Here is a 22,492-nt window from a genome sequence, read left to right on the forward strand (position 1 = left end):
AAAAACGCCTTCGCGAGCAGGCTCGCTCCCACACTGGAATCTATTTCAAATGTAGGAGCGAGCCTGCTCGCGAAAGGGCCCTGTCAGTCACCGATCATTTTGTTGGCTTGACGGTCACTGGCGCCTTGCCCGCCTTCATCTGTTCAAGCAGAGGCGCACACTGGTTCGGCTCCCCACCGCTCGGCGCCACCAGCGCCAACAACCCCGCCGCCGGTGCAGCAATCACACCCAGCGCCACCATCCCCGCGCCGCGCAGCATCAATGGCACAGCCTTGACCCCGGCGTCCGGCTTGATGAACTTGCCGCGCACGTACAACGGTGAACGCAGCGAAATCAGACGCCAGCCCTTGGACTCCGGTGTCACCGTCAGGTCCAATTGCTCGGTGGCCATGTTCGCGGTGCCGTCGATGTAGATGATCGCGTTCTCGGTATCGAACACAAACAGCCGTGTGGTCGCCAGGCCAGTCTTGATGTCGAAGTCCGCCGCCGCGCAGTTGATCTTCACTTCCTTGTCGCCAAAAATCTTGCCGACCACGTAGTTACCGACGTTGAGACCGGCCAGCTCCATCAGTTCACGACTGATCGCGCCGTCGTTGATCAGCATCTTCAACTGGCCATTGGCGCCGCCGAGCAGCTTGGCCACCGAGTTGCCGCGACCGCTGATATCAGCATCACCGTTGAGCTCACCGAAGCTGGTTTTCATCGGTTCGAAGGTCGGGAACAACTGCTTGAGCTTGAAGCCGCGCGCAGTCAGTTTGGCCCGGCCTTCAAGCGGTTCGGTGCGACCATTGAGGCGGATCTGCGCGTCCAGATTGCCGCCGGCCACGCCGAAGCGCAGCGGTTCGAGGCTGAGTTCGCCGTCGTTGAGTTTCAGGTGGGTATAGAGGTCGGTGAACGGCAGCTTTTCACTGTGGACGATGCGCTTGCCGGTGAACTCGACGTCGGCATCCATCGCGCGCCAGCGGTCGGTCTTGAATTCTTCCACCGGCAGCACTTTGTCGGTCGGCTGCTTGCTCTCGCCGCCGCGGGCCTTTTGCTTGTCATTGGAGTCGGCGCCGATCAGCGGCGCGAGGTCGGCGAACAGCAATTGATTGGACAGCAACGCGCCGCTGAGCTTGGGCCGTGGCTGGCTGGCGACGTAGGTCAGATCGCCGTGAATGTCACTGCCGCCGATCTTGCCGTTGAACTGTTCATAAGTGAATTTCGCACCGGCGGCATCATGCAGCTTGGCAATCAGATGGCCGTCGGTGGAGTACGGCGGCGTGTCCGGCAGGGTCACGCCGGTCAGTGGATAGAGGTTGCCGAGGCTGGCGCCGGCCAGTTTCAGACGCAGATCAAGAGCGCCAAGGTTCAGCGGGTCGGTCAAGGTGCCAGCGAGTTCGATGCTAGTGGCGCCGATCTTCGCCTGAGCCTGCAGCGGGAACGGTTTGTTCGCGTCCTGCAACGCCAGCAGCCCGCCGATCTTGCCCTGACCGGTGAGGTTCTGGCCGTGGTATTGGCCTTTGACCTTCAGCGCGAACGCATAGTCCTGCGGCGCGGCGCCCTTGTCCTGCGCGGTCTTCGCGGCTTTGGCGCCGACGATATCGCTGAACGGAATCGGTTTGCCCAGCGGATCGATCAACACGTCGAGATTAGTCTTGAGTGTCTGGTCATCCAGAGTGACGTGGCCCTTGTCGAAGCCAATGGCTCCGATGTCCACCACCCAGTTCGACGGTTCGGCATTCGGGTCTTTCGGGTCGAACTTGAAGGTCCAGTTGGCGCGGCCATCGGCCAGGCGTTGCAGTTGCGCGTTGGGTTCGGTCAGGTCGATTCGCGGGATCGTCACCCGTTGCGCCAGCAGTGCCAGCGGCGAGATGCGCAGTTCCACGCGTTTGAGCGTGACCATCTGCGGCTGCTTCGACCAATCCGGGTTGCCCAGCGTCAGGTCCTCAGCCACCACGTGCGGCCACGGCACCCAGGCCCGCCAGCCGCCTTCGTCCGGCTCACGCTGCCAGATCACCGCGAGGTTGCCATTGATGGCGAACGGACGATGCAATTCTTCCGAGACTTTGGCGTTGAGCGGCGGTTTGATCCGGTTCCAGTCGAAGAACACGATGATCAGAACCAGTACCGCCAGCAGCAGTACGAGAGTGGCGAAGGTCCAACTGAAGATTTTTCCGGTGCGCGTCATGCACAAAACTCCTGATGACGACCGCACGCCGATTTCGCGACGCACAGCTGAAACGGCGGGCCAAAGCGGCCCTCATGAATTCTACGACTGGCAAACAGTGCGCAGGTTTAATCGGAATATAGATTCCGCGGCAAAAAATCGCCCGAATGCTGACCGATTGGTCGAACAGCGTTACCGCTGCCCGCACATTTGCGAGGCGCGAGTGAGTCGAAAATACCCACTGCGGTGCAAAACCACCGCCCGCAAATGCCCGAGCTAGAGCGCTTCCGCAGAACAATCAATTCTGTTGATTATTACCATTGCGTTTATGAACTTTTATATCGACTTATCGAGAGTAGCATTGGCTTCGTACCCACTTTATCGCCCTCCCAAGGAGCAACCCCATCATGAAACGCCAATTACTGCTCAGCCTTACCCTGTCGATGCTAGCCAGCACTGCTTTCGCCCTGCCCGCTGCCGATCAGGCTACCCCACAAGTGAAATCCAGCCACTCGGTGTTCAGCCAGACTGTGGCGGCTGACGGCAGCGACCGTACCCCACAAGGTCAGACCCTGGCTGAAAACGGTCGTAATCGTCTGGAAGAAAAAGGTCTGGTTGAAGATGGCTACGACAAGACCCCACAAGGTCAAGCTGTAGCAGAAGGCGGCCGTGATCGCCTGGAACAGAAAGGTCTGGTTGAAGACGGCTATGATAAAACTCCACAAGGTCAGACCCTGGCTTCCGATGGCAGCGACCGTACTCCACAAGGCCAGACCCTGGCTGAAGACGGTTTCGATAAAACCCCACTGGGCCAAGCCGTTGCCGAAGGCGGTGGTGACCGTGTGATCGAACGCAACAGCGCTTTGAGCTAAGCCCATGGCGGCCTGGAAAAAAAGCCCAATCACCGGATTGGGCTTTTGACTTTTTCAGTACCGACAATCTGCGAAACCTTTTTTCCTGCTGACTTTTCCCCCTGCCGTTCGACGCCAGCAAAGCCGATTTGCTAGAGTGCGGCGCTTGTCCCGCTCAAGAAAACGCCTTTGCGATGCTGCCCCGCGCCGAACAGAAACAACAGACCCGCAACGCCCTGATGGACGCTGCCCGCCATTTGATGGAAAGCGGCCGAGGTTTCGGCAGCCTGAGCCTGCGCGAAGTGACCAAGACCGCCGGCATTGTGCCCACCGGTTTCTATCGGCATTTTGCCGACATGGACGAGTTGGGTCTGGTGCTGGTCAGTGAAGTCGGCCAGACCTTCCGCGAAACCATCCGCCTGGTGCGCCACAACGAATTCGTCATGGGCGGCATCATCGATGCGTCGGTGCGGATCTTCCTCGACGTGGTCAGCGCCAACCGTTCGCAGTTCCTGTTTCTCGCTCGTGAGCAATACGGCGGCTCGCAGCCGGTGCGTCAGGCGATTGGCCGTCTGCGCGAAAACATCAGCGCCGACCTTGCGGCCGATCTGACGCTGATGCCCAAGCTGCAACATCTGGATGCAGCCGGCCTGAGCGTGATCGCTGACCTGATCGTCAAATCGGTGTTCGCCACTCTGCCGGACATCATTGACCCGCCCGCCGAGGCCCTGCCGGAGCATCTGACGCCGCAGGCGAAGATCACCCAGCAACTGCGCTTCATCTTTATCGGCCTCAAGCACTGGCAAGGGTTGGGCAGTACCGAGTAATTCCCTTTCCCAAAACCCCACAAATCCCCTGTAGGAGTGAGCCTGCTCGCGATAGCGTCCGTTCAGTCAGCCGAGAATTGACTGGAAGACCGCTATCGCGAGCAGGCTCACTCCTACATTGCTCTGTGTGACAGCCACAAATTGGTGCATGTAAAAATCTTCACGCACCAAAACCTTCCAAAATCCCGCAACATCTTGAAACATCCTCTACGCTCCGACAGGGATTTCCTACATCTCGCCCGGTTGGCAAGCCCCTTGCTCTAGCCCTCCTACAAGTCCACTGCTGGAAGCTTTCCGATGCTGGTGATTCATCGCAGAATCGACCCTCAACCTGTCTGGTCCGCCGAGTTGCACCTGACCTTCGAAGCGCGGAGCAAGAGCCGTCTGCGCTGTTTCAGTGCCGATGGCGAAGACGTCGGGTTGTTTCTGGAGCGCGGTCAGGCACCGTTATATGACGGCGAATGCCTGCAGGCCGAGGACGGCCGCATCGTTCGCGTCTGCGCCCGCCCCGAGCAACTGCTGCACGTCACCTGCGCCAATGCCTTCGAACTGACCCGCGCCGCCTATCATCTGGGCAACCGCCACGTCGCCTTGCAAGTCGGCGATGGCTGGCTGCGTCTGCTCGACGATTACGTGCTCAAGGCCATGCTCGAACAGCTAGGCGCCCAGGTCGAGGCGATTGAAGCGCCGTTCCAACCGGAACACGGTGCCTACGGCGGCGGCCATCACCATTCGCGGCATGGCGACGAAGATTTCAACTACGCGCCCAAACTCCATCAGTTCGGCGTACGTCTGTGAACCCGGCCTGGGCGCTGCTGCGCCTGGCCAGTCCGCAACTGCCGATTGGCGGCTACAGCTATTCGCAAGGCCTGGAAATGGCGGTGGATAACGGCCGCGTGAACAACCCGGACAGCGCCCGGCGCTGGATCAGCGATCAACTGTTGCTCAACCTCGCCCGTTTCGAGGCGCCGCTGCTGCTGGCTCATTGTCAGGCCGCGGCCGAGGAAAACTGGCCCGAGTTGCTGCATCTCTGCGAAACCCACCGTGCCAGTCGCGAGACCCGTGAGTTGCATCTGGAGAGCCGGCAGATGGGTTACTCGCTGCAGCAATTGCTCAACGGTTTGCCGGAACTCGACGCGCCAGCCCGCAGCTTTCTTGAGCAATGCGCCGAACCGCACCTCGCTCTTGGCTGGGCACTGGCTGCCCGCGCCTGGCAAATCAGTCCGCAGGATGCGCTCGCCGCGTGGCTGTGGAGCTGGCTGGAAAACCAGCTCGCGGTACTGATGAAAACCCTGCCGTTGGGCCAGCAAGCCGCCCAGCGCCTGACCAGCGAACTGTTGCCGCTGCTGCAACAGGCGCAGCAGGACGCCACCCGCATCAATCCCGAACACATCGGCAGCGCCGCATTCGGCCTGTCCCTGGCGTGCATGGCGCATGAGCGCCAGTACAGCCGTCTGTTTCGCTCTTAGGGCCTGTCATCTTGGAGAAGCACATGAACACACAACCCCTGCGCGTCGGTATCGGCGGCCCGGTCGGTTCCGGCAAGACCGCATTGACCCTGGCCCTGTGCCTGGCATTGCGCGATCGCTACAACCTGGCCGTCGTCACCAACGACATCTACACCCGCGAAGACGCCGACTTTCTGGTGCGCAACGAAGCACTGGCGCCGGAGCGGATCATCGGCGTGGAAACCGGTGGCTGCCCGCACACGGCGATCCGCGAAGACGCTTCGATCAACCTCGAAGCCGTCGATCAACTGAACCGGCGCTTTCCGGGGCTGGACCTGATTCTGGTGGAATCCGGTGGCGACAACCTGTCGGCAACCTTCAGCCCGGAGCTGTCAGACCTGACCATCTACGTGATCGACGTCTCCGCCGGCGACAAGCTGCCGCGCAAGGGCGGCCCGGGGATCTGCAAGTCCGATCTGCTGGTGATCAACAAGATCGACCTGGCGCCGCTGGTCGGTGCTTCGCTGGAAATGATGGATAGCGACACCCAGCGCATGCGCAACGGCAAGCCATTCGTCTTCAGCAACCAGAAAACCGGCCAGGGCCTTGAAGAGATCATCGCCTTCATCGAGCGCCAAGGCCTGCTGAACGCCGCCTGACTTATTGACCAACAAGGAAGCTTATCCATGACACTCAAACGCATTCTCGGCGCCGTGGCGCTGCTGCTGACCCCAGCCCTGGCCTTCGCCCACCCGGGCCACGGCGACAGCGGTCTGGTCGCCGGCATCAGCCACCCGATCGGTGGCCTCGACCATTTGCTGGCGATGGTCGCGGTCGGCCTGTGGGCCGCGCAGCAACAAGGCGCGGCGCGCTGGGCGCTACCGTGCACGTTTGTCGGCACCATGCTGATCGGCGGCATGCTCGGTTTTGAAGGGCTGGAGTTGCCGGCGCTGGAAAGCGGGATCGCCGCTTCGGTGCTGGCGCTGGGTCTGGCAGTGGCACTGGCGGTGCGCCCACCGCTGGTGATGGCGGTGGCGGCAACGGCGTTGTTTGCGTTGTTCCATGGCGTGGCGCATGGCCTGGAGCTGCCGGACATGAGCAGCCCTTGGGCTTATGCCGCCGGTTTTGTCGCGGCGACGGCGGCGCTGCATGCGGCGGGTTATGCGGTGGTTCGTTTTCTGCCTCAGGCTGCTGCGCCTCTGGTGCGCGTGGCGGGTGCCGCTTCGGCTGTGACTGGCGCGTGGTTGCTGGCCGGTTGATTCTCTAGCGCCTGCCACTGGCCTCTTCGCGAGCAGGCTCGCTCCCACAGGTTTTGTGTACGCTGCAAATCCAGTGTGGGAGCGGGCTTGCTCGCGAAAGCGGTCTGACAGACACCGCGTCTCTAAAGGACGCGGCTCTGCTACCATGTCGCGCAATCGCCCCAGCCGTGACGACGTCCGCCAATGCCCCATGCTTGCCGCTCCACCTCCCTGCCCGAATTGACCGCCCTGTTCAGCGATGTGCAACAGCACTTTCTGAACGTGATCGTGCCGCTCTGGCAAGGCCCGGGCTGGAACGCCGACATGGCGCTGCCCTACGAGGCACTCGACGCCGCGCATCAGCCCTTGCCACCGCAACGCTATCGGGCGATGGCCTGCGCACGGCAGCTGTACCTGTTTTCCAGCCTGATCGGGGTTGTGGATAACGCCGAGGTACGCGCCGCCGCGCTGTTCCGCTCGCTGCAACGGCATTTCCATGATGCCGAGCACGGTGGCTGGTTCTACAGCATCGACGCGCAAGGCAAGCCGCTGGATCAGCGCAAAGACCTCTACACCCACGCCTTCATCCTGTTCGCCTGCGCCCATTACTGGGCCAAGTCCCGGGAGCCGCTGGTGGAATCCACGCTCAACGCCGCACTGGAAGTCATCGGCCGACGCTTCGCCACCGGCGATGGCTTGTACGAAGCGTGCCTGGACCGCGACTGGATCACCCTGCAAACCGGGCCACTGCAAAACCCGCTGATGCACCTGGCCGAAGCGTTCCTCGCCACCTTGGCAGTGCGTGAAGACGCGGCGACGCAGCAAGCGCTGGTCGAGTTATGCACCGCCATGCACAAGCAGTTCGTCGATCCGCAGCACGGTGTGTTGATGGAGAAGCCGTTGGGGGCTGTGGATAACTGGTACGAGCCAGGGCATCAGTTCGAATGGTATTTCCTGCTTGAATCTTCAGCCCTGCTGCGCGGTTCGAAACTGCACGCGGCGCTGGAGCGAGCCTTCGCTTTCACCGAGCAATTCGGTGTTGAACAGCCGTCCGGCGCCGTGCGGGCAATGCTCGATCTGGAGCTGGACGGTCGCCCGAAAGATTCGACTCAGCGCATCTGGGCGCAGGCGGAATACCTGCGCGCCCTGACTTTGCGCCCGGACAGCGAAGCCACCGTACTGCGCCAGTTGCAGGCGCTGCAGCAGCGGTTTCTGCATGCGGACGGGTGGCATGAGTGCCGGGATGAGCTGGGAGAGGTCAGCCGCAAGGACATGCCTTCGACGACGCCTTATCACCTGGCGACTTGTTACAGCGGGCTGGCTGAATACCTGAACTGATTGACTGAACATGTCCTGTGGCGAGGGAGCTTGCTCCCGCTTGAGTGCGCAGCACTCACAAAAATCTGGGGCCGCTTCGCAGCCCAGCGCGAGCAAGCTCGCTCGCCACAGGAGATTCAGCAGCTCTGGATCAGGCAATCCACTTCTTGTCACCGGTAAAGCTGATCGTCAACCAGCGTGCCGCATCCGGCTCGCCGAGCTGCGCCGAAATTTCCTCACGTAACGCATCCAGTTGCCCCACGCTTTGCAGCCGGTAATCCGCCGGCAACACCACATGAATCTCGATAAACCGCGCCCGCCCGTGCTTCTGCACGTAGGTCACGTAATCATCGAAACCATGCTCGACCTTCGCCGCTTCCATGACCTGACGCACCTGATCATCCAGGGTGTCCGGGGCAATACCCAGTACATCACGCAGTGCCGGGCCGAGGATCTTGAACGCCGGTGGCAACATGGTCAGCGCCAGCACGATCAGGATCAGCGGGTCGACAAATTTCGCCCACTCGTCAAAGCCCTGGGCCTTGAGCAGCAACGCGGCGAGAAAACTGATCAACAGGCCGACCGAAAGCATCGCGTCCACCAGCCAGCTGATGTTGTCGAACTGGATCAGGCTGGACTTGAGCTTGCGATTGCGCCGACGCACGTAGAAGAAATAGGCGAATTCGACGACGGTGAACACCGCCGCATAAATGATCACCAGTCCCAGCTCGATCTCGCGGCCGCCGTTGATGATGCCGAACACACCGTTGAGAAACGCATAGATAGCGATCAACAGCAGGAAGCTGCCTTCGATCAGCAGCACCATCGGCTCCAGATGCCAGAAACCGAACTGGAAGCGGTGATTGCTCTCTTTGGCGATCAGCCGGGCGGTGATCAGCATCAGCACTTTGATGAACGTTGCGATCAGCGAGAAAAAACCATCGAAAAGGATGGATTGCGAACCTGAAACAAAACCGGTGACGATCCCGGCAATCGACACCGCGAACATCAGGATGGTCGATTGTTTGAGCAGTGACTGCTCACCTCGGTTACTCACGTAGCCTCCTCTAAAAACCTTTGAACCGCGGGGTGCGGTGGGGTTATTAGGGGGAGAGTTTACCTTACCGTCCTGTTTTGGCCGATTTGACCTATTCGCGAGCAGGCTCGCTCCCACTTTGAAATGCATTCCAATGTGGGAGCGAGCCTGCTCGCGAACAACGGTGACGCGGTATCAGGCTTTGTTACGCTCGATCGCAAACCCCGCCCAGGTCTGGCTCACCGGCATCAGTTCCAGGCTGTTGATGTTGATGTGCGCCGGGGCGTTGAGCACCCAGAAGATGGTCTCGGCGATGTCCTGCGGCTGGATCGGCTCGGCACCGGCGTAAGTGGCGTTGTAGCGTTCCTGGTCACCGGCAAAGCGCACCAGCGAGAACTCGCTTTCGCACAGACCCGGCTCGATGTTGCTGACACGCACGCCAGTGCCCTGCAGGTCGCAACGCAGGTTCAGCGAGAATTGTTTAACGAACGCCTTGGTCGCGCCATACACATGGCTGCCCGGGTACGGGTAGTTGCCGGCGATGGAGCCGAGGTTGACGATACCGGCGCCACGGCCGTGAGCGATCAACCGCGGCAGCAGCAGACGAGTGCTGTACATCAGGCCCTTGACGTTGGTATCGACCATGGTGTCCCAGTCGTCGAGGTCGCATTTCGGTGCGGGGTCAACGCCCAGTGCCAGCCCGGCGTTGTTGATCAGGCCACGCAATTTGGCGAACGACGGCGGCAGATTGGCAATTGCCTCTTCCATCGCCTTGCGGTCACGCACGTCGAGCACCAGGCCATGCACTTCGGTCTGCTTCGACAACTCGGCGCACAGCGCGTCGAGACGTTCTGCACGACGGCCGGTCAACACCAGTTTCCAGCCAGCCTCGGCGAAACGACGGGCACAAGCTTCACCAAAACCGGAGGTTGCGCCGGTAATAAACAGGGTGTTGGACATCGTGTTCTCCTTGCGTCGGCCGCCAGCGCAGCCATTGGAATAGAAAATCAGCAGCCAGCATGCCCGGCCCGGCATTTACGAGCAACACCCGCACCGGGACATCTTCCGATCAAAATTTGATCAATCGTCGCTACACCGTATGTGGCTTGGCCTGTAGCCATGTGCACGCACGTTATCCACAGTCCCTTCCACAGTTTCCGGGGGCAAGTGGAAACGCGCAAAGCCGCGCCATACAAGGCTTTGCGCAGGAAACAGAAAGTTTTTTGCTTGACCCTGAAGCGGCTGATGTGCCGGAGATGGCATTTTGCACGACCGGACGGTCAGTGCAGTGATTGCGCGAGGCCAGTAATTACGGCCCTCAGCGGAGTCTTTCCAGAGTTTAGTCACAGACTTATCCACAGGCTTGCTCACATCGGATTGTAGCCACAACGCAGCCTAGAAAAAGGTTGACAACAGCGTCTTCAGCTCCAGCAAAAATGCCTGATCAAAAATCAATCACCAGCCCGCAAGCCACGTTTCACAAGGGCTGCAGCCAGCTACTCCCACGTTATTCACAGCCAGCTCCACAGCAAACGGGGACAAGTCAAAACTGTGGAAAAACAGCCATTTGCAGCGTCTATATGTCGCGCTTTGGCAGCTATGGGAATTTGTTTTCCACAATTCGGAAATCTGACGCAGATCAACTGTGGGAGCGGGCTTGCTCGCGAAGAGGATGTGTCATAAAACACGGCGTTATCTGACACACCCTCTTCGCGAGCAAGCCCGCTCCCACAAGGGATTTGTGCTGGACTTGGGATGTAAAAAGCCCCGGGACTTTCGTCGCGGGGCTTTGTGGACAACGCAAGTAGAATCAGTGCCCGCCCAGATAAGCGTTACGCACCTCCTCATTCACCAACAACTCCTTGCCGGTACCGGTCAGACGAATCTCGCCGTTGACCATCACATACGCCCGATCCGACAGCTTCAGCGCATGGTTGGCGTTCTGCTCGACGAGGAAAATGGTCATGCCGGTTTTCGCCAGTTCCCGCAGGGTGGCGAAGATCTGTTTCACCACGATCGGCGCCAACCCCAGGCTTGGCTCATCGAGCAGCAGCAATTTCGGCCGGCTCATCAGCGCACGGGCAATGGCGAGCATCTGCTGCTCACCACCGGACATGGTCATCGCCCGCTGGGTACGGCGCTCTTCGAGCCGCGGGAACAGCTCGAACATGCGCTGCATATCCTCCTTGGCATATTTGTCGCCGATCGGGATGGTGCCCATCAGCAGGTTCTCCTCGACGGTCATGTCGGGGAACACCCGCCGCCCTTCCGGCGACTGTGCGATGCCGTTGGAGGCGATGTAGTGCGAGGACTTGTGGGTGATGTCGACGCCTTGATAGAGGATCTGCCCACCCGCCGCGCGCGGCTGGCCGAAGATCGACATCAGCAGCGTCGATTTACCCGCGCCGTTGGAGCCGATCAGGCTGACGGTCTCGCCTTCGTTGATCTGCAGCGACACGCCCTTGAGGGCCTGGATCGGGCCGTAGAACACGTCCAGGTCTTTCAGTTCGAGGATCGGTTTGCTCATACCAGCTCCTCTTCGTCGGCGCCCAGGTAGGCGGCAATCACTTTCGGATCGTTGCGGATCGCCTCGGGACCGCCCTCGGCGATTACCACGCCGTGATCCAGCACCACGATGTGGTCGGAAATACTCATGACCATGCCCATGTCGTGTTCAATCAGCACCACGGTCAGATCGTGCTCGTCGCGCAGCAGCCGGATCATCGCGCTCAGCGCTTCGGTTTCCTGAGGGTTGAGGCCGGCGGCCGGTTCGTCGAGGCAGATGATCTGCGGCCGCGTGCACATGGCCCGGGCGATTTCCAGACGGCGTTGCTGGCCGTAGGACAGTTCACCGGCCAGACGGTTGGCGCAGTCCACCAGATCGACCACTTCGAGCCAGTAGAACGCGCAGTCCAGCGCATCGCTTTCGGCCTTGCGGTAGCCCTTGGTGTTGAGGATGCCGGCGAGCATGTTGCGGTTGACCCACATGTGCTGGGCCACCAGCAGGTTTTCCAGCACCGACATTTCCTTGAACAGGCGAATGTTCTGGAAGGTCCGGGCCAGGCCGGCGCGGTTGACCAGGTGCGTGCCGCCGAACATCTTGTAGTACAGGCGACTGAGGAAGCTTTTCGGCGAGACGAAGTCGGTCGGTTTGAAAGACTCGCCCAGCAGCTGGATGACGTTGGTCTGCTTGCCGCGCACGTTGAGTTCGATCTTGCCGCCGGAGGCCTTGTAGAACCCGGTCAGGCAGTTGAACACCGTGGTCTTGCCGGCGCCGTTCGGCCCGATCAGGGCGAAGATCGAGTTGCGTTTGACCTTGAGGCTGACATCGCTCAGGGCCTTGATGCCACCGAAGTGCATCATCAGTTTTTCCACAGAGAGTACGACTTCACTCATGGCGCAGTCCTCTCATAGTGAATGGCACCTCTGCGTGGAGTGACCCCGGTACGGCTGATGCGAATCAGCCCGCGTGGTCGCCAGATCATCATCAACACCATCAGGATGCCGAACAGCAGCACGCGGTATTCAGCGAAGCCGCGCAGCAGTTCTGGAGCAACCGTCAACACGAATGCCGCAATCACCACGCCGATGGTCGAGCCCATGCCGCCGAGCACGACGATGGCGAGGATCAGCGCCGATTCGAAGAAGGTGAACGAGGTCGGGTTGACGAAGCCCTGGTAGGTGGCGAAAAACACCCCGGCCAGGCCCGCGGTCGATGCACCGATGGTGAACGCCGAAAGCTTGACCAGTACGTGGTTGAGGCCCATCGAGCGGCAGGCGATTTCATCTTCGCGCAGGGCTTCCCAAGCGCGACCCACCGGCATTTTCACCAGACGATGCTTGATGTAAAGCACGGCCAGTACCACCAGGAACAACACCGTGTAGATGAAGTAATACTTCACATCGGGGTTGTAGGCGATGCCGAAGAACTCGTGGAACGGCACCCCGCCATCCTTGGCCCGTTTGCCGAATTCCAGACCGAAGAACGTCGGCAGTGGCGCCGGCATCCCGTTTGGACCGCCGGTCAGCGATAGCCAGTTGTTGAGGATCAGGCGAATGATTTCACCGAAGCCCAGAGTCACGATCGCCAGATAGTCACCGTGCAGACGCAGCACCGGAAAACCGAGGATGCAGCCGGCCAAACCGGCAGTGATTGCCGCCAGTGGCAATACGGTCCAGAAGCCCAGCCCGAGATATTGATAACCGAGCGCCAGACCGTAGGCACCGATGGCGTAGAACGCCACGTAACCGAGATCGAGCAGACCGGCCAGCCCGACCACAATGTTCAGCCCCAGACCCAGCAGCACGTAGATCAGCCCGAGGATGACCACGCCCAGCAGGTACGAGTTGGAGACAAACGGCATGATGACCGCGAGCACGATCAGCAGCGGAATGATCCAGCGCAGGCGTGATTTGTGATCGGCAGGCAGCACATGCACACCGGAGCCGGTGCTCTCGAATCCATCGAGAATCTTCAGGCCCTTGGGCGTCTGCAGAAACAGACTCAAGGCAAAGCGGCCGATCATGACAATGCCGATAAGCCACGCAACGCGGGTTGGTTCGAGGTTGAAGCTGTAGCCTTCGAGCACGACGCCGACAATTGGGCCGAACACGATCAGGGCAATCAGGCCGGCCAGAATCGCCTCAACCAGGCTTTTTTTGATATCGATATTTTTTTGAGTGGTTGAAGACATCGCTTACACCTTCGACACAAGAGGACGGCCCAACAGGCCCTGAGGCCGGAAGACCAGAACAAGTACGAGCAGCGAGAAGCTGAACACGTCTTTGTAGTCGGAGTTGACCAGGCCCGAGAACAGCGACTCGGAGATCCCGAGAATGATCCCGCCGAGCATCGCGCCGGGCAGTGAGCCGATCCCGCCAAGCACGGCGGCGGTGAACGCCTTGATGCCGATGACGAAGCCTGCGTAGAAGTCGAACGTGCCGTAGTTCATGGTGATCAGCACGCCGGCCAGCGCCGCCATTGCTGCACCGATGATGAACACGTAGGAAATCACCCGGTCGGTGTTGATCCCGAGGATCGAAGCCATCTTGCGGTCTTGCTGGGTGGCGCGGCACATGCGGCCGAGCTTGGTGTACTTGATCACGTAGGTCAGCAGGCCCATGCCGACAAATGCGGCGACCAGAATGAAGATCTTGGTGTAGGTCAGTTGGACGAAACCGCTGCCGACGTCGATGCGCCAGGCACCGGTGAGCAGCGTCGGAACACCCTGTTGACGGGCGCCCTGGCTGATCTGGGCATAGTTTTGCAGGATCAGCGAGATACCGATGGCGCTGATCAGCGGTGCCAGTCGGGTGGAGTTGCGCAGAGGTTTGTAAGCGACGCGCTCGATTACCCAGCCATAGACGCCGGTGACGACGATAGTGAAAACCAGCGTGCCAAGCATCAACAGCGGGAAGGATTCGATACCGAAGTAAGCCAGCAGAGCCAGACTGATTGCCGCGAGGTACGCGGAAATCATGTAAACCTCGCCGTGGGCGAAGTTGATCATGCCGATGATGCCGTAGACCATTGTGTAGCCGATGGCGATCAGGCCATAGACCGACCCGAGGGTCAGGCCGTTGACCAGTTGCTGCAGGAAAATACCATCCATAACGCAATCTCACGCAATGAGAACCTGCCCACCGGAGCGGGCGGCTCTTCTAGGAAAAATACAGATTTACGTCGGAGCAATGCAGATACGATCAGCCCATCCGACCGACACCGTCCCTGTGGGAGCGAGCCTGCTCGCGAAAGCGGTCGATCATTCAACACATGTGTTGGCAGTCATTCCGTCTTCGCGAGCAGGCTCGCTCCCACATTGGATGAGTGGGGATCAACCGATCACGTCAGCCCTTACTTCTGTTTTTCCAGCTGATGGTATTTGCCGTCCTTGTCCCACTGGTAAACCACGTAGTCAGAGACTTTCAGGTCGCCCTTCTTGTCCCAGGCTTTCTCGCCCATGACGGTTTTCACCGGGTTGGCCTTGAGCCACTCGGCGGCTTTTTCGCCACTGTTGGACTTGGCGCCGTTGAAGGCGGCCGCCAGGGTCTGAACCGACGCGTAGGCGTACAGGGTGTAGCCTTCAGGTTCGGTGCCGGCCTTGCGGAACGCGTCCACTACCGTCTTGCTGTCTGGCAGCAGGCGTGGGTCAGCGCCGAAGGTCATCAGCACGCCGTCGACGTATTGCGGGCCACCGGCGGTGGTCACCAGTTCGTCGGTGACGATGCCGTCGTCAGACATGAACTTGACGTCTTTCAGGCCTTCGGTACGCAGTTGCTTGACCAGCGGGCCGGCTTCCGGGTGCAGGCCGCCGAAGTAGACCACGTCGGCACCGGCTGCACGAATCTTGGTGACCACGGCGCTGAAGTCTTTCTCGCCGCGGGTCAGGCCTTCATACAGCACCGGCTTCACGCCACGTTTTTCCAGTTGAGCCTTGGTCGCATCGGCCAGGCCCTGACCGTAGGTGTCCTTGTCGTGCAGCACGGCGACTTTCTTGCCCTTGAGCACGTCGACGATGTAATCGCCCGCGACGATGCCTTGCTGGTCGTCACGCCCGCACATACGGAACATGGCGCTCAGGCCGCGCTCGGTCACCTGCGGGTTGGTGGAACCCGGAGTGATCGCGATAACGCCGGCTTCGTCGTAGATTTCCGAGGCTGGAATGGTGGAAGAGGAGCAGAAGTGCCCGACCACGCCGGCGACTTTCTGGTTGACCAGGTCCTTGGCGACTGTCACTGCCTGTTTCGGTTCGCAGGCGTCATCGCCCTTGACCAGTACGATTTTCTCGCCGTTGACGCCGCCTGCCGCGTTGACTGCGTCCGCCGCTGCCTGTGCACCCTTCATGTACTGCTCGCCAAATGCCGCGTTGGCGCCAGTCATCGGACCCGCTACACCGATTTTCACATCAGCTTGAGCAAACGCAGAAACACCCAGCGCAGTAGCTACTGCGAGGGCCAGAAAGCCTTTCTTGTAAAACGTCTGGGACATGAGGTGGTGCTCCAAGGTTTTTTTTAGTTGGCACTGCGACTTCACTTCACTGAATGCTCTGAGCAAGCGCCGTGCCATCGGTTTTTTATTCTTCAAAAAGTCGCTGCTTTCTTGTTATTTCGACTGTTTCGTTCCCATTTTCATTGGGCGTGCAACCGTCTAAACCGCGGAAGGTGAAACCTTTTTAAATCTGAGGCGCAACCCGCTTGCGCCATCATTGCAACCGCGGCACCAAACGACGTGCAACCAGCCTGTAACAGCTCGCGTCACCGAACTGCACACTGCTGGTGCGGGACTGCTACAACCCGCACCATTAGAGGCTAGTCGCTACGCCGAAAAGCGCCGCTTCCGGCAACATATTTCAACACTCAAATGACGATGCGCAGGCACTGGCCCGCGTGATACAGCGAGAAGCCGGCCTCGTACAGGCAACTGCGCAGGCCGACGCCGGCCAGGGGCTGCATCGGTGCGAAGGGGATCGGCAGGGCTTGAGGATTTCCGTCACACAGGTAGTCGGCGAAGGCTTTGCCGACCACGGTGCCGGTGGTCACGCCACGACCGTTGTAACCGGTGACGGCCACCAGTCCCGGCGCCGGTTCGAACAGGCGCATCAGGTGATCGGGGGTGAAGGCGATGCGCCCGGTCCAGGTGCATTCCCATTCCACCGGTTTCAGGTTGGGGAAGTAGTGTTGCTGCACCCGGTCGGCCCAGGCCTTGAGGAACCACGTCGGCTTCTGATTGCCGTTGCCCAGACTGCCGAGTAACAAGCGGCCGTCCTTGTCGCGACGGATGCTGCTCAACACTTGCCGCGTGTCCCATGAGCCCTGACCGCCGGGGAGGATGTCATGGGCGGCGTCTTCGGTCAGCGGCACCGAAGCGACCTGATAGTAGTAACCGGGGAAGAAGTTGCGCTTGAGTTCGGTCCAGTCGCCCTCGGTGTAGGCGTTGGAGGCGATCACCACTTGCTCGGCGAGTACCGAACCTAGCTCGGTCTGCACCGACCATAGCTGGCCCACGCGTTCGAGACGGGTCACTGGCGAGTGATCGAACATCTGCCCGCCCAGGCCCTTCACCGCGTTGGCCAGGCCGGTGACATAGGCCATCGGGTTGAGCGTACCGGCGCGGCGATCGAGCAGTGCGGCGGCAATCTTCTGCGTGCCGGTGGCTTGCTCGCAGGCCTTGCCGGTGAGCAACTCGACCGGCGCCCCGCGGCGCTTCCATTGTTGCTCGCGACTGCGCAGATCCGCCTCGCCCTTGGCGTTGTGCGCCATGTGCAGGGTGCCTTCGCGGCGCAACTGACAATCAATGTTGTATTTATCCACAAGGCTGAACACCAGCGCCGGCGCCGCCCCGAGCATGCGGTTGAGCTGGCTGCCGACCGCTTCGCCGAAACCGGCTTCGATCTCGTCCGGCGGGATCCACATCCCGGCGTTGACCAGCCCGACGTTGCGTCCGGAGCCGCCGTGCCCGGCACGATGCGCTTCGAGCACGCAGACGCTTTTGCCTTTTTCCAACAGATGCAGCGCCGCCGACAACCCTGTAAACCCGGCGCCGATCACGCACACATCGACTTTGACCTCGCCGCGCAGCGCGGTGTTATCCGGGCGCTGCGGCGTGAGTGTTTCCCACAGACATTCTTCGCGTAACGGCATTGCCAGACTCCAACAGAAACCTAACAAACACTGCGTACCCTGTGGGAGCGAGCCTGCTCGCGAAAGCGGTATATCAGCCAACATCTATACCGACTGACACACCACATTCGCGAGCAGGCTCGCTCCCACTAAGGAGGGATCTCCACCTGTCAGTCGAAGGTAATGCCCTGCGCCAGCGGCAACTCCAGCGAGTAGTTCACGGTGTTGGTCTGCCGGCGCATGTACGCGCGCCAGGCGTCGGAGCCCGACTCACGACCGCCACCGGTTTCTTTCTCGCCACCAAACGCGCCGCCGATTTCCGCGCCGCTCGGGCCGATGTTGACGTTGGCGATGCCACAGTCGCTGCCGACCGCCGACATGAATTGCTCGGCCTCGCGCACGTCGGTGGTGAAGATGCACGACGACAGGCCTTGCGGCACCGCATTGTTCAAGCGCAGTGCTTCCTGGAAGTCGCTGTAGCCGACCACGTAGAGGATCGGCGCAAAGGTTTCGCTGCAGACCACGTCGCTCTGCTCTGGCATTTCGACAATGGCCGGCGACACGTAGTAGGCGTTGGGGAACTGCTCTTCGAGCTGACGCTTGCCGCCGAACACCCGGCCGCCCTCGCTCAGCGCCTGCTCCAGCGCGTCCTGCATGTTTTCGAAGCTGTGTTTGTCGATCAGCGGGCCGACCAGATTGCCTTCCAGCGGATGACCGATGCGCACTTTGGCGTACGCGGCTTTGAGGCGAGTGACGATTTCTTCCTTCACCGATTCATGAGCAATCAGCCGCCGCAGGGTGGTGCAACGCTGCCCGGCGGTGCCGACCGCACTGAACAGAATGGCGCGCACGGCCATGTCCAGATCGGCGCTTGGGCCGAGGATCATCGCATTGTTGCCGCCCAGTTCGAGAATGCTGCGGGCGAAACGTGCGGCGACTTTCGGCGCCACTTCGCGGCCCATACGGGTGCTGCCAGTGGCGCTGATCAGCGCGACACGCGGGTCATCCACCAGCGCTTCGCCGGCGTCACGGCCACCGATGATCACCTGGCACAGATTCGCCGGCGCATCAGTGAAATTTTTCACCACGCGATCAAACAGCGCCTGACAGGCCAGTGCGGTCAGCGGGGTTTTCTCCGACGGCTTCCACACCACCGGGTTACCGCAGACCAGTGCCAACGTGGTGTTCCACGCCCACACCGCGACGGGGAAGTTGAACGCGCTGATCACGCCGACCACGCCCAGCGGATGCCAGGTTTCACGCATGTGGTGGCCCGGACGCTCGGAGGCGATGGTCAAACCGTACAGTTGACGCGACAGGCCGACGGCGAAGTCGCAGATGTCGATCATCTCCTGCACTTCACCGAGGCCTTCCTGAGTGATCTTGCCCGCCTCCCACGACACCAGTTCGCCGAGGTCAGCCTTGTACTCACGCAGCACTTCGCCGAACTGACGCACCAGTTCGCCGCGACGCGGGGCCGGCACCTTGCGCCACAGCTCGAAAGCATGATCTGCGCGACTGATGTGCTGCTCAACTTCGGCCGGGCCTTCCCAGTTCACGGCGGCGATGCGGCTGCCGTCGATGGGCGAATGCACCGGCACTTTGCCGTTCTGATACAGGGCCGGGTTCACACCAAGACGATCAAGCAATGCGGCAACCATGGGTCACTCCTCAAGCGAAAAACAGAATGTGTGCGGCCGAATGCAAACGACCGGGCAGGCCTTTAGTTGTAGCTTCCCGAGGGCAAGGCAACAAACGACCTTTACGCGAGATATCATTCCGTTTATTCATGCTGCGCACAGAAAGACAAGAAAAAGGGATCACCCATGCTGAACAAACGCCACTTGCCGTCGATCACCGCATTGCAGTGCTTCGAGGCCGTGACCCGGCACCTGAGCTTCACCCGGGCCGCCGAAGAGCTGAACCTGACCCAGAGCGCTGTCAGCAAGCAAGTGGCGCAGCTTGAGGAATTGTTGCAGCACTTGTTGTTCCGTCGGGTGCGTCGTCGCTTGCAGATGACCCCGGCCGGGGATTTGTACCTGGTGGAAGTCCGAAAAATCCTCACCCAGGTGGAAATGTCCACGCATTACCTGCGTTCCTACGGCGGCGAGACCGAAGTCCTGCGCGTCTCTACACCCTCGACCTTCGGCGCGCGCTGGCTGGTACCGCGTCTGAAGGGCTGGCGTCTGCGCCATCCGTCGATCCATCTCGACTTGTGCAACGAGCAGGAGGCCGACGATTTGCTACAGGGGCGCAGCGATCTGGCGTTCTATTTCGGCCAAGGCTCACGGCCCGGCACCGAATGCCTGAAGCTGTTCGGCGAAGAGCTGGTACCGGTCTGTGCCCCCGGCAGCCTGCCAGACAGGCCCTTCACCGACCCGACGCAACTGACCGATTTGGTGCTGCTGCAAAACGCCTCGCGCCCACAGGCCTGGCACGACTGGTTCGACAGTCAGGGTTACCACACCGAGCACAGCTACCACGGGCCGCGTTTCGAAACCTTTTATATGTGCATCCGCGCCGCCCAGGTCGGCTGCGGTGTGGCGCTGCTGCCACGGTTTCTGGTGGAAGAGGAATTGGCCGACGGCAAACTGGTCATTCCCTGGCAGCATGCAATGCCCAGTTCCGACGCCTATTACCTGGCCTACCCGGAGCATGCGGCGGAAGTGCCGAAGGTGCGGGATTTTGTGAAGTGGATGCTGGAGCAGATCGACAGCCCGAATGCCTGACCCGATTGAAAACTGTGGGAGCGAGCCTGCTCGCGAAGAGGCCGGCACATTCAATGTCAATGTCGACTGAAATGACGCCTTCGCGAGCAGGCTCGCTCCCACAAGGGTTCTGCGGTGATCTAAAAAATTGCTGGCAATCCCCACCGCTGATATGCGCCACTAGCGTCATTGATTGATCCCGCGCAACCGCGCGGTGCACCTGGAGACCCCGTTTATGAGCGAGAGTGTGTTTGCCGATCGCATCGTGCAGAACCTGCTCGACACCGACTTCTACAAACTGACGATGATGCAGGCGGTGCTGCACAACTACCCCAACGTCGAAGTCGAATGGGAGTTTCGTTGCCGTAACAGCGAAGATCTGCGGCCGTATCTGGCCGAGATTCGCTACCAGATCGAGCGTCTGGCCGAGCTGAGCCTGAGTGCCGACCAGTTGAGTTTTCTCGAGCGCATCACCTTCCTGAAACCGGATTTCCTGCGCTTTCTCGGCCTGTTCCGCTTCAACCTGCGCTACCTGCACACCGGCATCGAGAACGGCGAACTGTTCATCCGTCTGCGTGGCCCGTGGCTGCATGTGATCCTCTACGAAGTGCCGCTGCTGGCGATCGTCAGCGAAGTGCGCAACCGCTATCGCTACCGGGAAATCGAACTGGTGCAGGCGCGGGAACAGCTGTATCGCAAGTTCGACTGGCTCAGCGCCAACGCCTCGGCTGACGAACTGGCGCAATTGCAGGTCGCCGACTTCGGCACCCGCCGGCGCTTTTCGTACCGCGTGCAGGAAGAAGTGGTCAATGTGCTGAAGCACGATTTCCCCGGGCGCTTTGTCGGCACCAGCAACGTGCACTTGTCCCGCGAGCTGGACATGAAACCGCTGGGTACCATGGCCCATGAATGGATCATGGCCCACCAGCAACTCGGCCCACGCTTGATCGACAGCCAGATCGCCGCGCTCGACTGCTGGGTGCGCGAATACCGTGGCCTGCTGGGGATTGCTCTCACCGATTGCATCACCACCGACGCGTTTCTCGGCGACTTCGACCTGTTCTTCGCCAAGCTCTTCGATGGTCTGCGCCACGATTCAGGGGATCCGGTGCAGTGGGGCGAAAAATGCATCGCCCACTATCACAAGCTCGGCATCGACCCGATGAGCAAGACCCTGGTGTTCTCCGACAGTCTGACCTTGCCCAAGTCGCTGGAGATCTTCCGCGCGCTGCACGGGCGGATCAACGTCAGCTTCGGCATCGGCACCAACCTGACCTGTGACATTCCGGGTGTCGAACCGATGAGCATCGTGCTTAAAATGACCGCCTGCAACGGCCAGCCGGTGGCGAAGATCTCCGACGAGCCCGGCAAGACCCACTGCAAAGACCCGAATTTCGTCGCCTATTTGCGACATGTGTTCCAGGTTCCTGCCGATTCCAGTCTATCTAGCAAGGAGTGAATTCATGCAAGCCGTACAGCGTGAGATTGCTGAACAGCTCAAGGTGCAACCACCATTCGCCGGGCATCAGGCCCTCGAAGCGGAAGTCGCCCGGCGCATCACCTTTATCCAGGATTGCCTGGTCAATTCCGGCCTCAAGACCCTGGTGTTGGGCATCAGCGGCGGCGTCGACTCGCTGACCGCCGGCCTGCTGGCCCAGCGCGCCATGCGTGAACTGCGCGAGCGCACCGGCGACGACGCCTACAAGTTCATCGCCGTGCGCCTGCCGTACGAAACCCAGTTCGACGAGCACGACGCCCAGGCGTCGGTGGACTTCATCGCTCCGGACGAACGCCACACGGTGAACATCGGTCCGGCGGTCAAATCACTGGCCAAGGAAGTGGCGGCGTTTGAAGGCAAACATGCGGTGTCGGTGGATTTTGTGCTCGGCAACACCAAGGCGCGGATGCGCATGGTCGCCCAGTACACCATCGCCGGCGCCGCGCACGGTCTGGTGATCGGCACCGACCACGCGGCGGAAGCGGTGATGGGCTTCTTCACCAAGTTCGGTGACGGCGCCTGCGACCTGGCCCCGCTCAGCGGCCTGGTGAAAAACCAGGTGCGGGCGATCGCCCGCAGCTTTGGCGCACCGGAATCGCTGGTGGAAAAAGTGCCGACTGCGGATCTGGAAGACCTGTCGCCGGGCAAACCGGACGAAGCCTCCCACGGCGTGACCTACGCCGAGATTGACGCCTTCCTGCACGGCGAGCCGGTGCGTCAGGAAGCGTTCGACATCATCGTCAATACGTACAACAAAACTCATCACAAACGGGTCATGCCGTTTGCGCCTTGATCAGCGAC

The 22,492-nt window shown here is 60.6% G+C and carries 20 protein-coding genes; 10 read left to right on the plus strand and 10 right to left on the minus strand.

Going from position 1 to position 22,492, the window contains the following annotated elements:
• Positions 1-94 precede the first annotated feature (94 nt).
• The gene (locus CRO59_RS23875; protein ID WP_097089886.1) at positions 95-2,170 is read right to left on the minus strand and encodes an AsmA family protein; all 2,076 of its coding nucleotides are present in this window, start codon (positions 2,168-2,170) and stop codon (positions 95-97) included.
• 386 nt (positions 2,171-2,556) lie between these two features.
• On the opposite strand from CRO59_RS23875, the gene CRO59_RS23880 reads away from it, so the two are divergent.
• The 7 genes from CRO59_RS23880 (at position 2,557) to CRO59_RS23910 (ending at position 7,851) form a co-directional block, all read left to right on the plus strand.
• Positions 2,557-3,021, plus strand: coding sequence for a hypothetical protein (locus tag CRO59_RS23880; RefSeq protein ID WP_027613542.1), 465 nt, complete (start codon positions 2,557-2,559; stop codon positions 3,019-3,021).
• A 173-nt stretch (positions 3,022-3,194) separates the two neighbouring features.
• Entirely contained in the window at positions 3,195-3,827 is a 633-nt protein-coding gene (locus CRO59_RS23885; RefSeq protein WP_027613541.1) for a TetR family transcriptional regulator, read from the plus strand.
• A gap of 297 nt (positions 3,828-4,124) precedes the next feature.
• A complete protein-coding gene (gene ureE, locus CRO59_RS23890) occupies positions 4,125-4,625 on the plus strand; it encodes an urease accessory protein UreE (protein ID WP_003221180.1) in 501 nt (166 codons plus the stop codon).
• The gene (locus CRO59_RS23895; protein WP_027613540.1) at positions 4,622-5,296 is read left to right on the plus strand and encodes an urease accessory protein UreF; all 675 of its coding nucleotides are present in this window, start codon (positions 4,622-4,624) and stop codon (positions 5,294-5,296) included. The genes ureE and CRO59_RS23895 overlap by 4 nt, the downstream gene beginning before the upstream one ends.
• A 23-nt stretch (positions 5,297-5,319) precedes the next feature.
• Positions 5,320-5,934 (plus strand): urease accessory protein UreG, encoded by a 615-nt coding sequence (gene ureG / locus CRO59_RS23900; protein WP_007966946.1) that lies wholly within the window; start codon positions 5,320-5,322, stop codon positions 5,932-5,934.
• 27 nt (positions 5,935-5,961) lie between these two features.
• Positions 5,962-6,534, plus strand: a complete 573-nt coding sequence (locus CRO59_RS23905; protein ID WP_097089885.1) for a HupE/UreJ family protein — start codon at positions 5,962-5,964, stop codon at positions 6,532-6,534.
• A 183-nt stretch (positions 6,535-6,717) separates the two neighbouring features.
• Positions 6,718-7,851 (plus strand): AGE family epimerase/isomerase, encoded by a 1,134-nt coding sequence (locus CRO59_RS23910; RefSeq protein ID WP_097089884.1) that lies wholly within the window; start codon positions 6,718-6,720, stop codon positions 7,849-7,851.
• Positions 7,852-7,981: 130 nt separating this feature from the next.
• On the opposite strand, the gene CRO59_RS23915 is transcribed toward CRO59_RS23910, so the two are convergent.
• The 9 genes from CRO59_RS23915 to CRO59_RS23965 all read right to left on the minus strand — a co-directional run bounded on the left by CRO59_RS23915 (position 7,982) and on the right by CRO59_RS23965 (position 19,146).
• Positions 7,982-8,887 (minus strand): cation diffusion facilitator family transporter, encoded by a 906-nt coding sequence (locus tag CRO59_RS23915; RefSeq protein ID WP_027613537.1) that lies wholly within the window; start codon positions 8,885-8,887, stop codon positions 7,982-7,984.
• A gap of 174 nt (positions 8,888-9,061) precedes the next feature.
• Positions 9,062-9,826 carry an SDR family oxidoreductase gene (locus CRO59_RS23920; RefSeq protein WP_027613536.1) on the minus strand — a complete coding sequence of 255 codons (765 nt, stop codon included), beginning with the start codon at positions 9,824-9,826 and terminating at the stop codon, positions 9,062-9,064.
• A gap of 850 nt (positions 9,827-10,676) precedes the next feature.
• Entirely contained in the window at positions 10,677-11,393 is a 717-nt protein-coding gene (locus CRO59_RS23930) for an ABC transporter ATP-binding protein (protein WP_047600666.1), read from the minus strand.
• A complete protein-coding gene (locus CRO59_RS23935; protein WP_027613534.1) occupies positions 11,390-12,262 on the minus strand; it encodes an ABC transporter ATP-binding protein in 873 nt (290 codons plus the stop codon). Before CRO59_RS23935 ends, CRO59_RS23930 begins: the two co-directional genes overlap by 4 nt.
• Positions 12,259-13,560, minus strand: coding sequence for a high-affinity branched-chain amino acid ABC transporter permease LivM (livM, locus tag CRO59_RS23940; protein ID WP_097089883.1), 1,302 nt, complete (start codon positions 13,558-13,560; stop codon positions 12,259-12,261). The genes CRO59_RS23935 and livM overlap by 4 nt, the downstream gene beginning before the upstream one ends.
• Before the next feature lie 3 nt (positions 13,561-13,563).
• A complete protein-coding gene (locus tag CRO59_RS23945; RefSeq protein ID WP_027613532.1) occupies positions 13,564-14,478 on the minus strand; it encodes a branched-chain amino acid ABC transporter permease in 915 nt (304 codons plus the stop codon).
• A 242-nt stretch (positions 14,479-14,720) separates the two neighbouring features.
• Complete coding sequence (locus tag CRO59_RS23950; RefSeq protein ID WP_027613531.1) at positions 14,721-15,854, minus strand: ABC transporter substrate-binding protein; 1,134 nt, start codon at positions 15,852-15,854, stop codon at positions 14,721-14,723.
• Positions 15,855-16,222: 368 nt separating this feature from the next.
• Positions 16,223-17,506, minus strand: a complete 1,284-nt coding sequence (locus CRO59_RS23955; RefSeq protein WP_097089882.1) for an FAD-binding oxidoreductase — start codon at positions 17,504-17,506, stop codon at positions 16,223-16,225.
• Between the two features lie 149 nt (positions 17,507-17,655).
• A complete protein-coding gene (locus CRO59_RS23965) occupies positions 17,656-19,146 on the minus strand; it encodes an aldehyde dehydrogenase family protein (protein WP_027613529.1) in 1,491 nt (496 codons plus the stop codon).
• Positions 19,147-19,311: 165 nt separating this feature from the next.
• On the opposite strand from CRO59_RS23965, the gene CRO59_RS23970 reads away from it, so the two are divergent.
• From CRO59_RS23970 to nadE, 3 genes are all read left to right on the plus strand, one after another.
• The gene (locus CRO59_RS23970) at positions 19,312-20,214 is read left to right on the plus strand and encodes a LysR family transcriptional regulator (protein WP_097089881.1); all 903 of its coding nucleotides are present in this window, start codon (positions 19,312-19,314) and stop codon (positions 20,212-20,214) included.
• Between the two features lie 214 nt (positions 20,215-20,428).
• The gene (gene pncB, locus CRO59_RS23975; RefSeq protein WP_003221154.1) at positions 20,429-21,652 is read left to right on the plus strand and encodes a nicotinate phosphoribosyltransferase; all 1,224 of its coding nucleotides are present in this window, start codon (positions 20,429-20,431) and stop codon (positions 21,650-21,652) included.
• 4 nt (positions 21,653-21,656) lie between these two features.
• Positions 21,657-22,484, plus strand: a complete 828-nt coding sequence (gene nadE, locus CRO59_RS23980) for an ammonia-dependent NAD(+) synthetase (RefSeq protein ID WP_027613527.1) — start codon at positions 21,657-21,659, stop codon at positions 22,482-22,484.
• Positions 22,485-22,492: the final 8 nt, after the last annotated feature.

The sequence above is a fragment of the Pseudomonas sp. LAMO17WK12:I5 genome (genome assembly GCF_900215165.1).
In the GTDB taxonomy this organism is placed as follows: domain Bacteria; phylum Pseudomonadota; class Gammaproteobacteria; order Pseudomonadales; family Pseudomonadaceae; genus Aquipseudomonas; species Aquipseudomonas putida_A.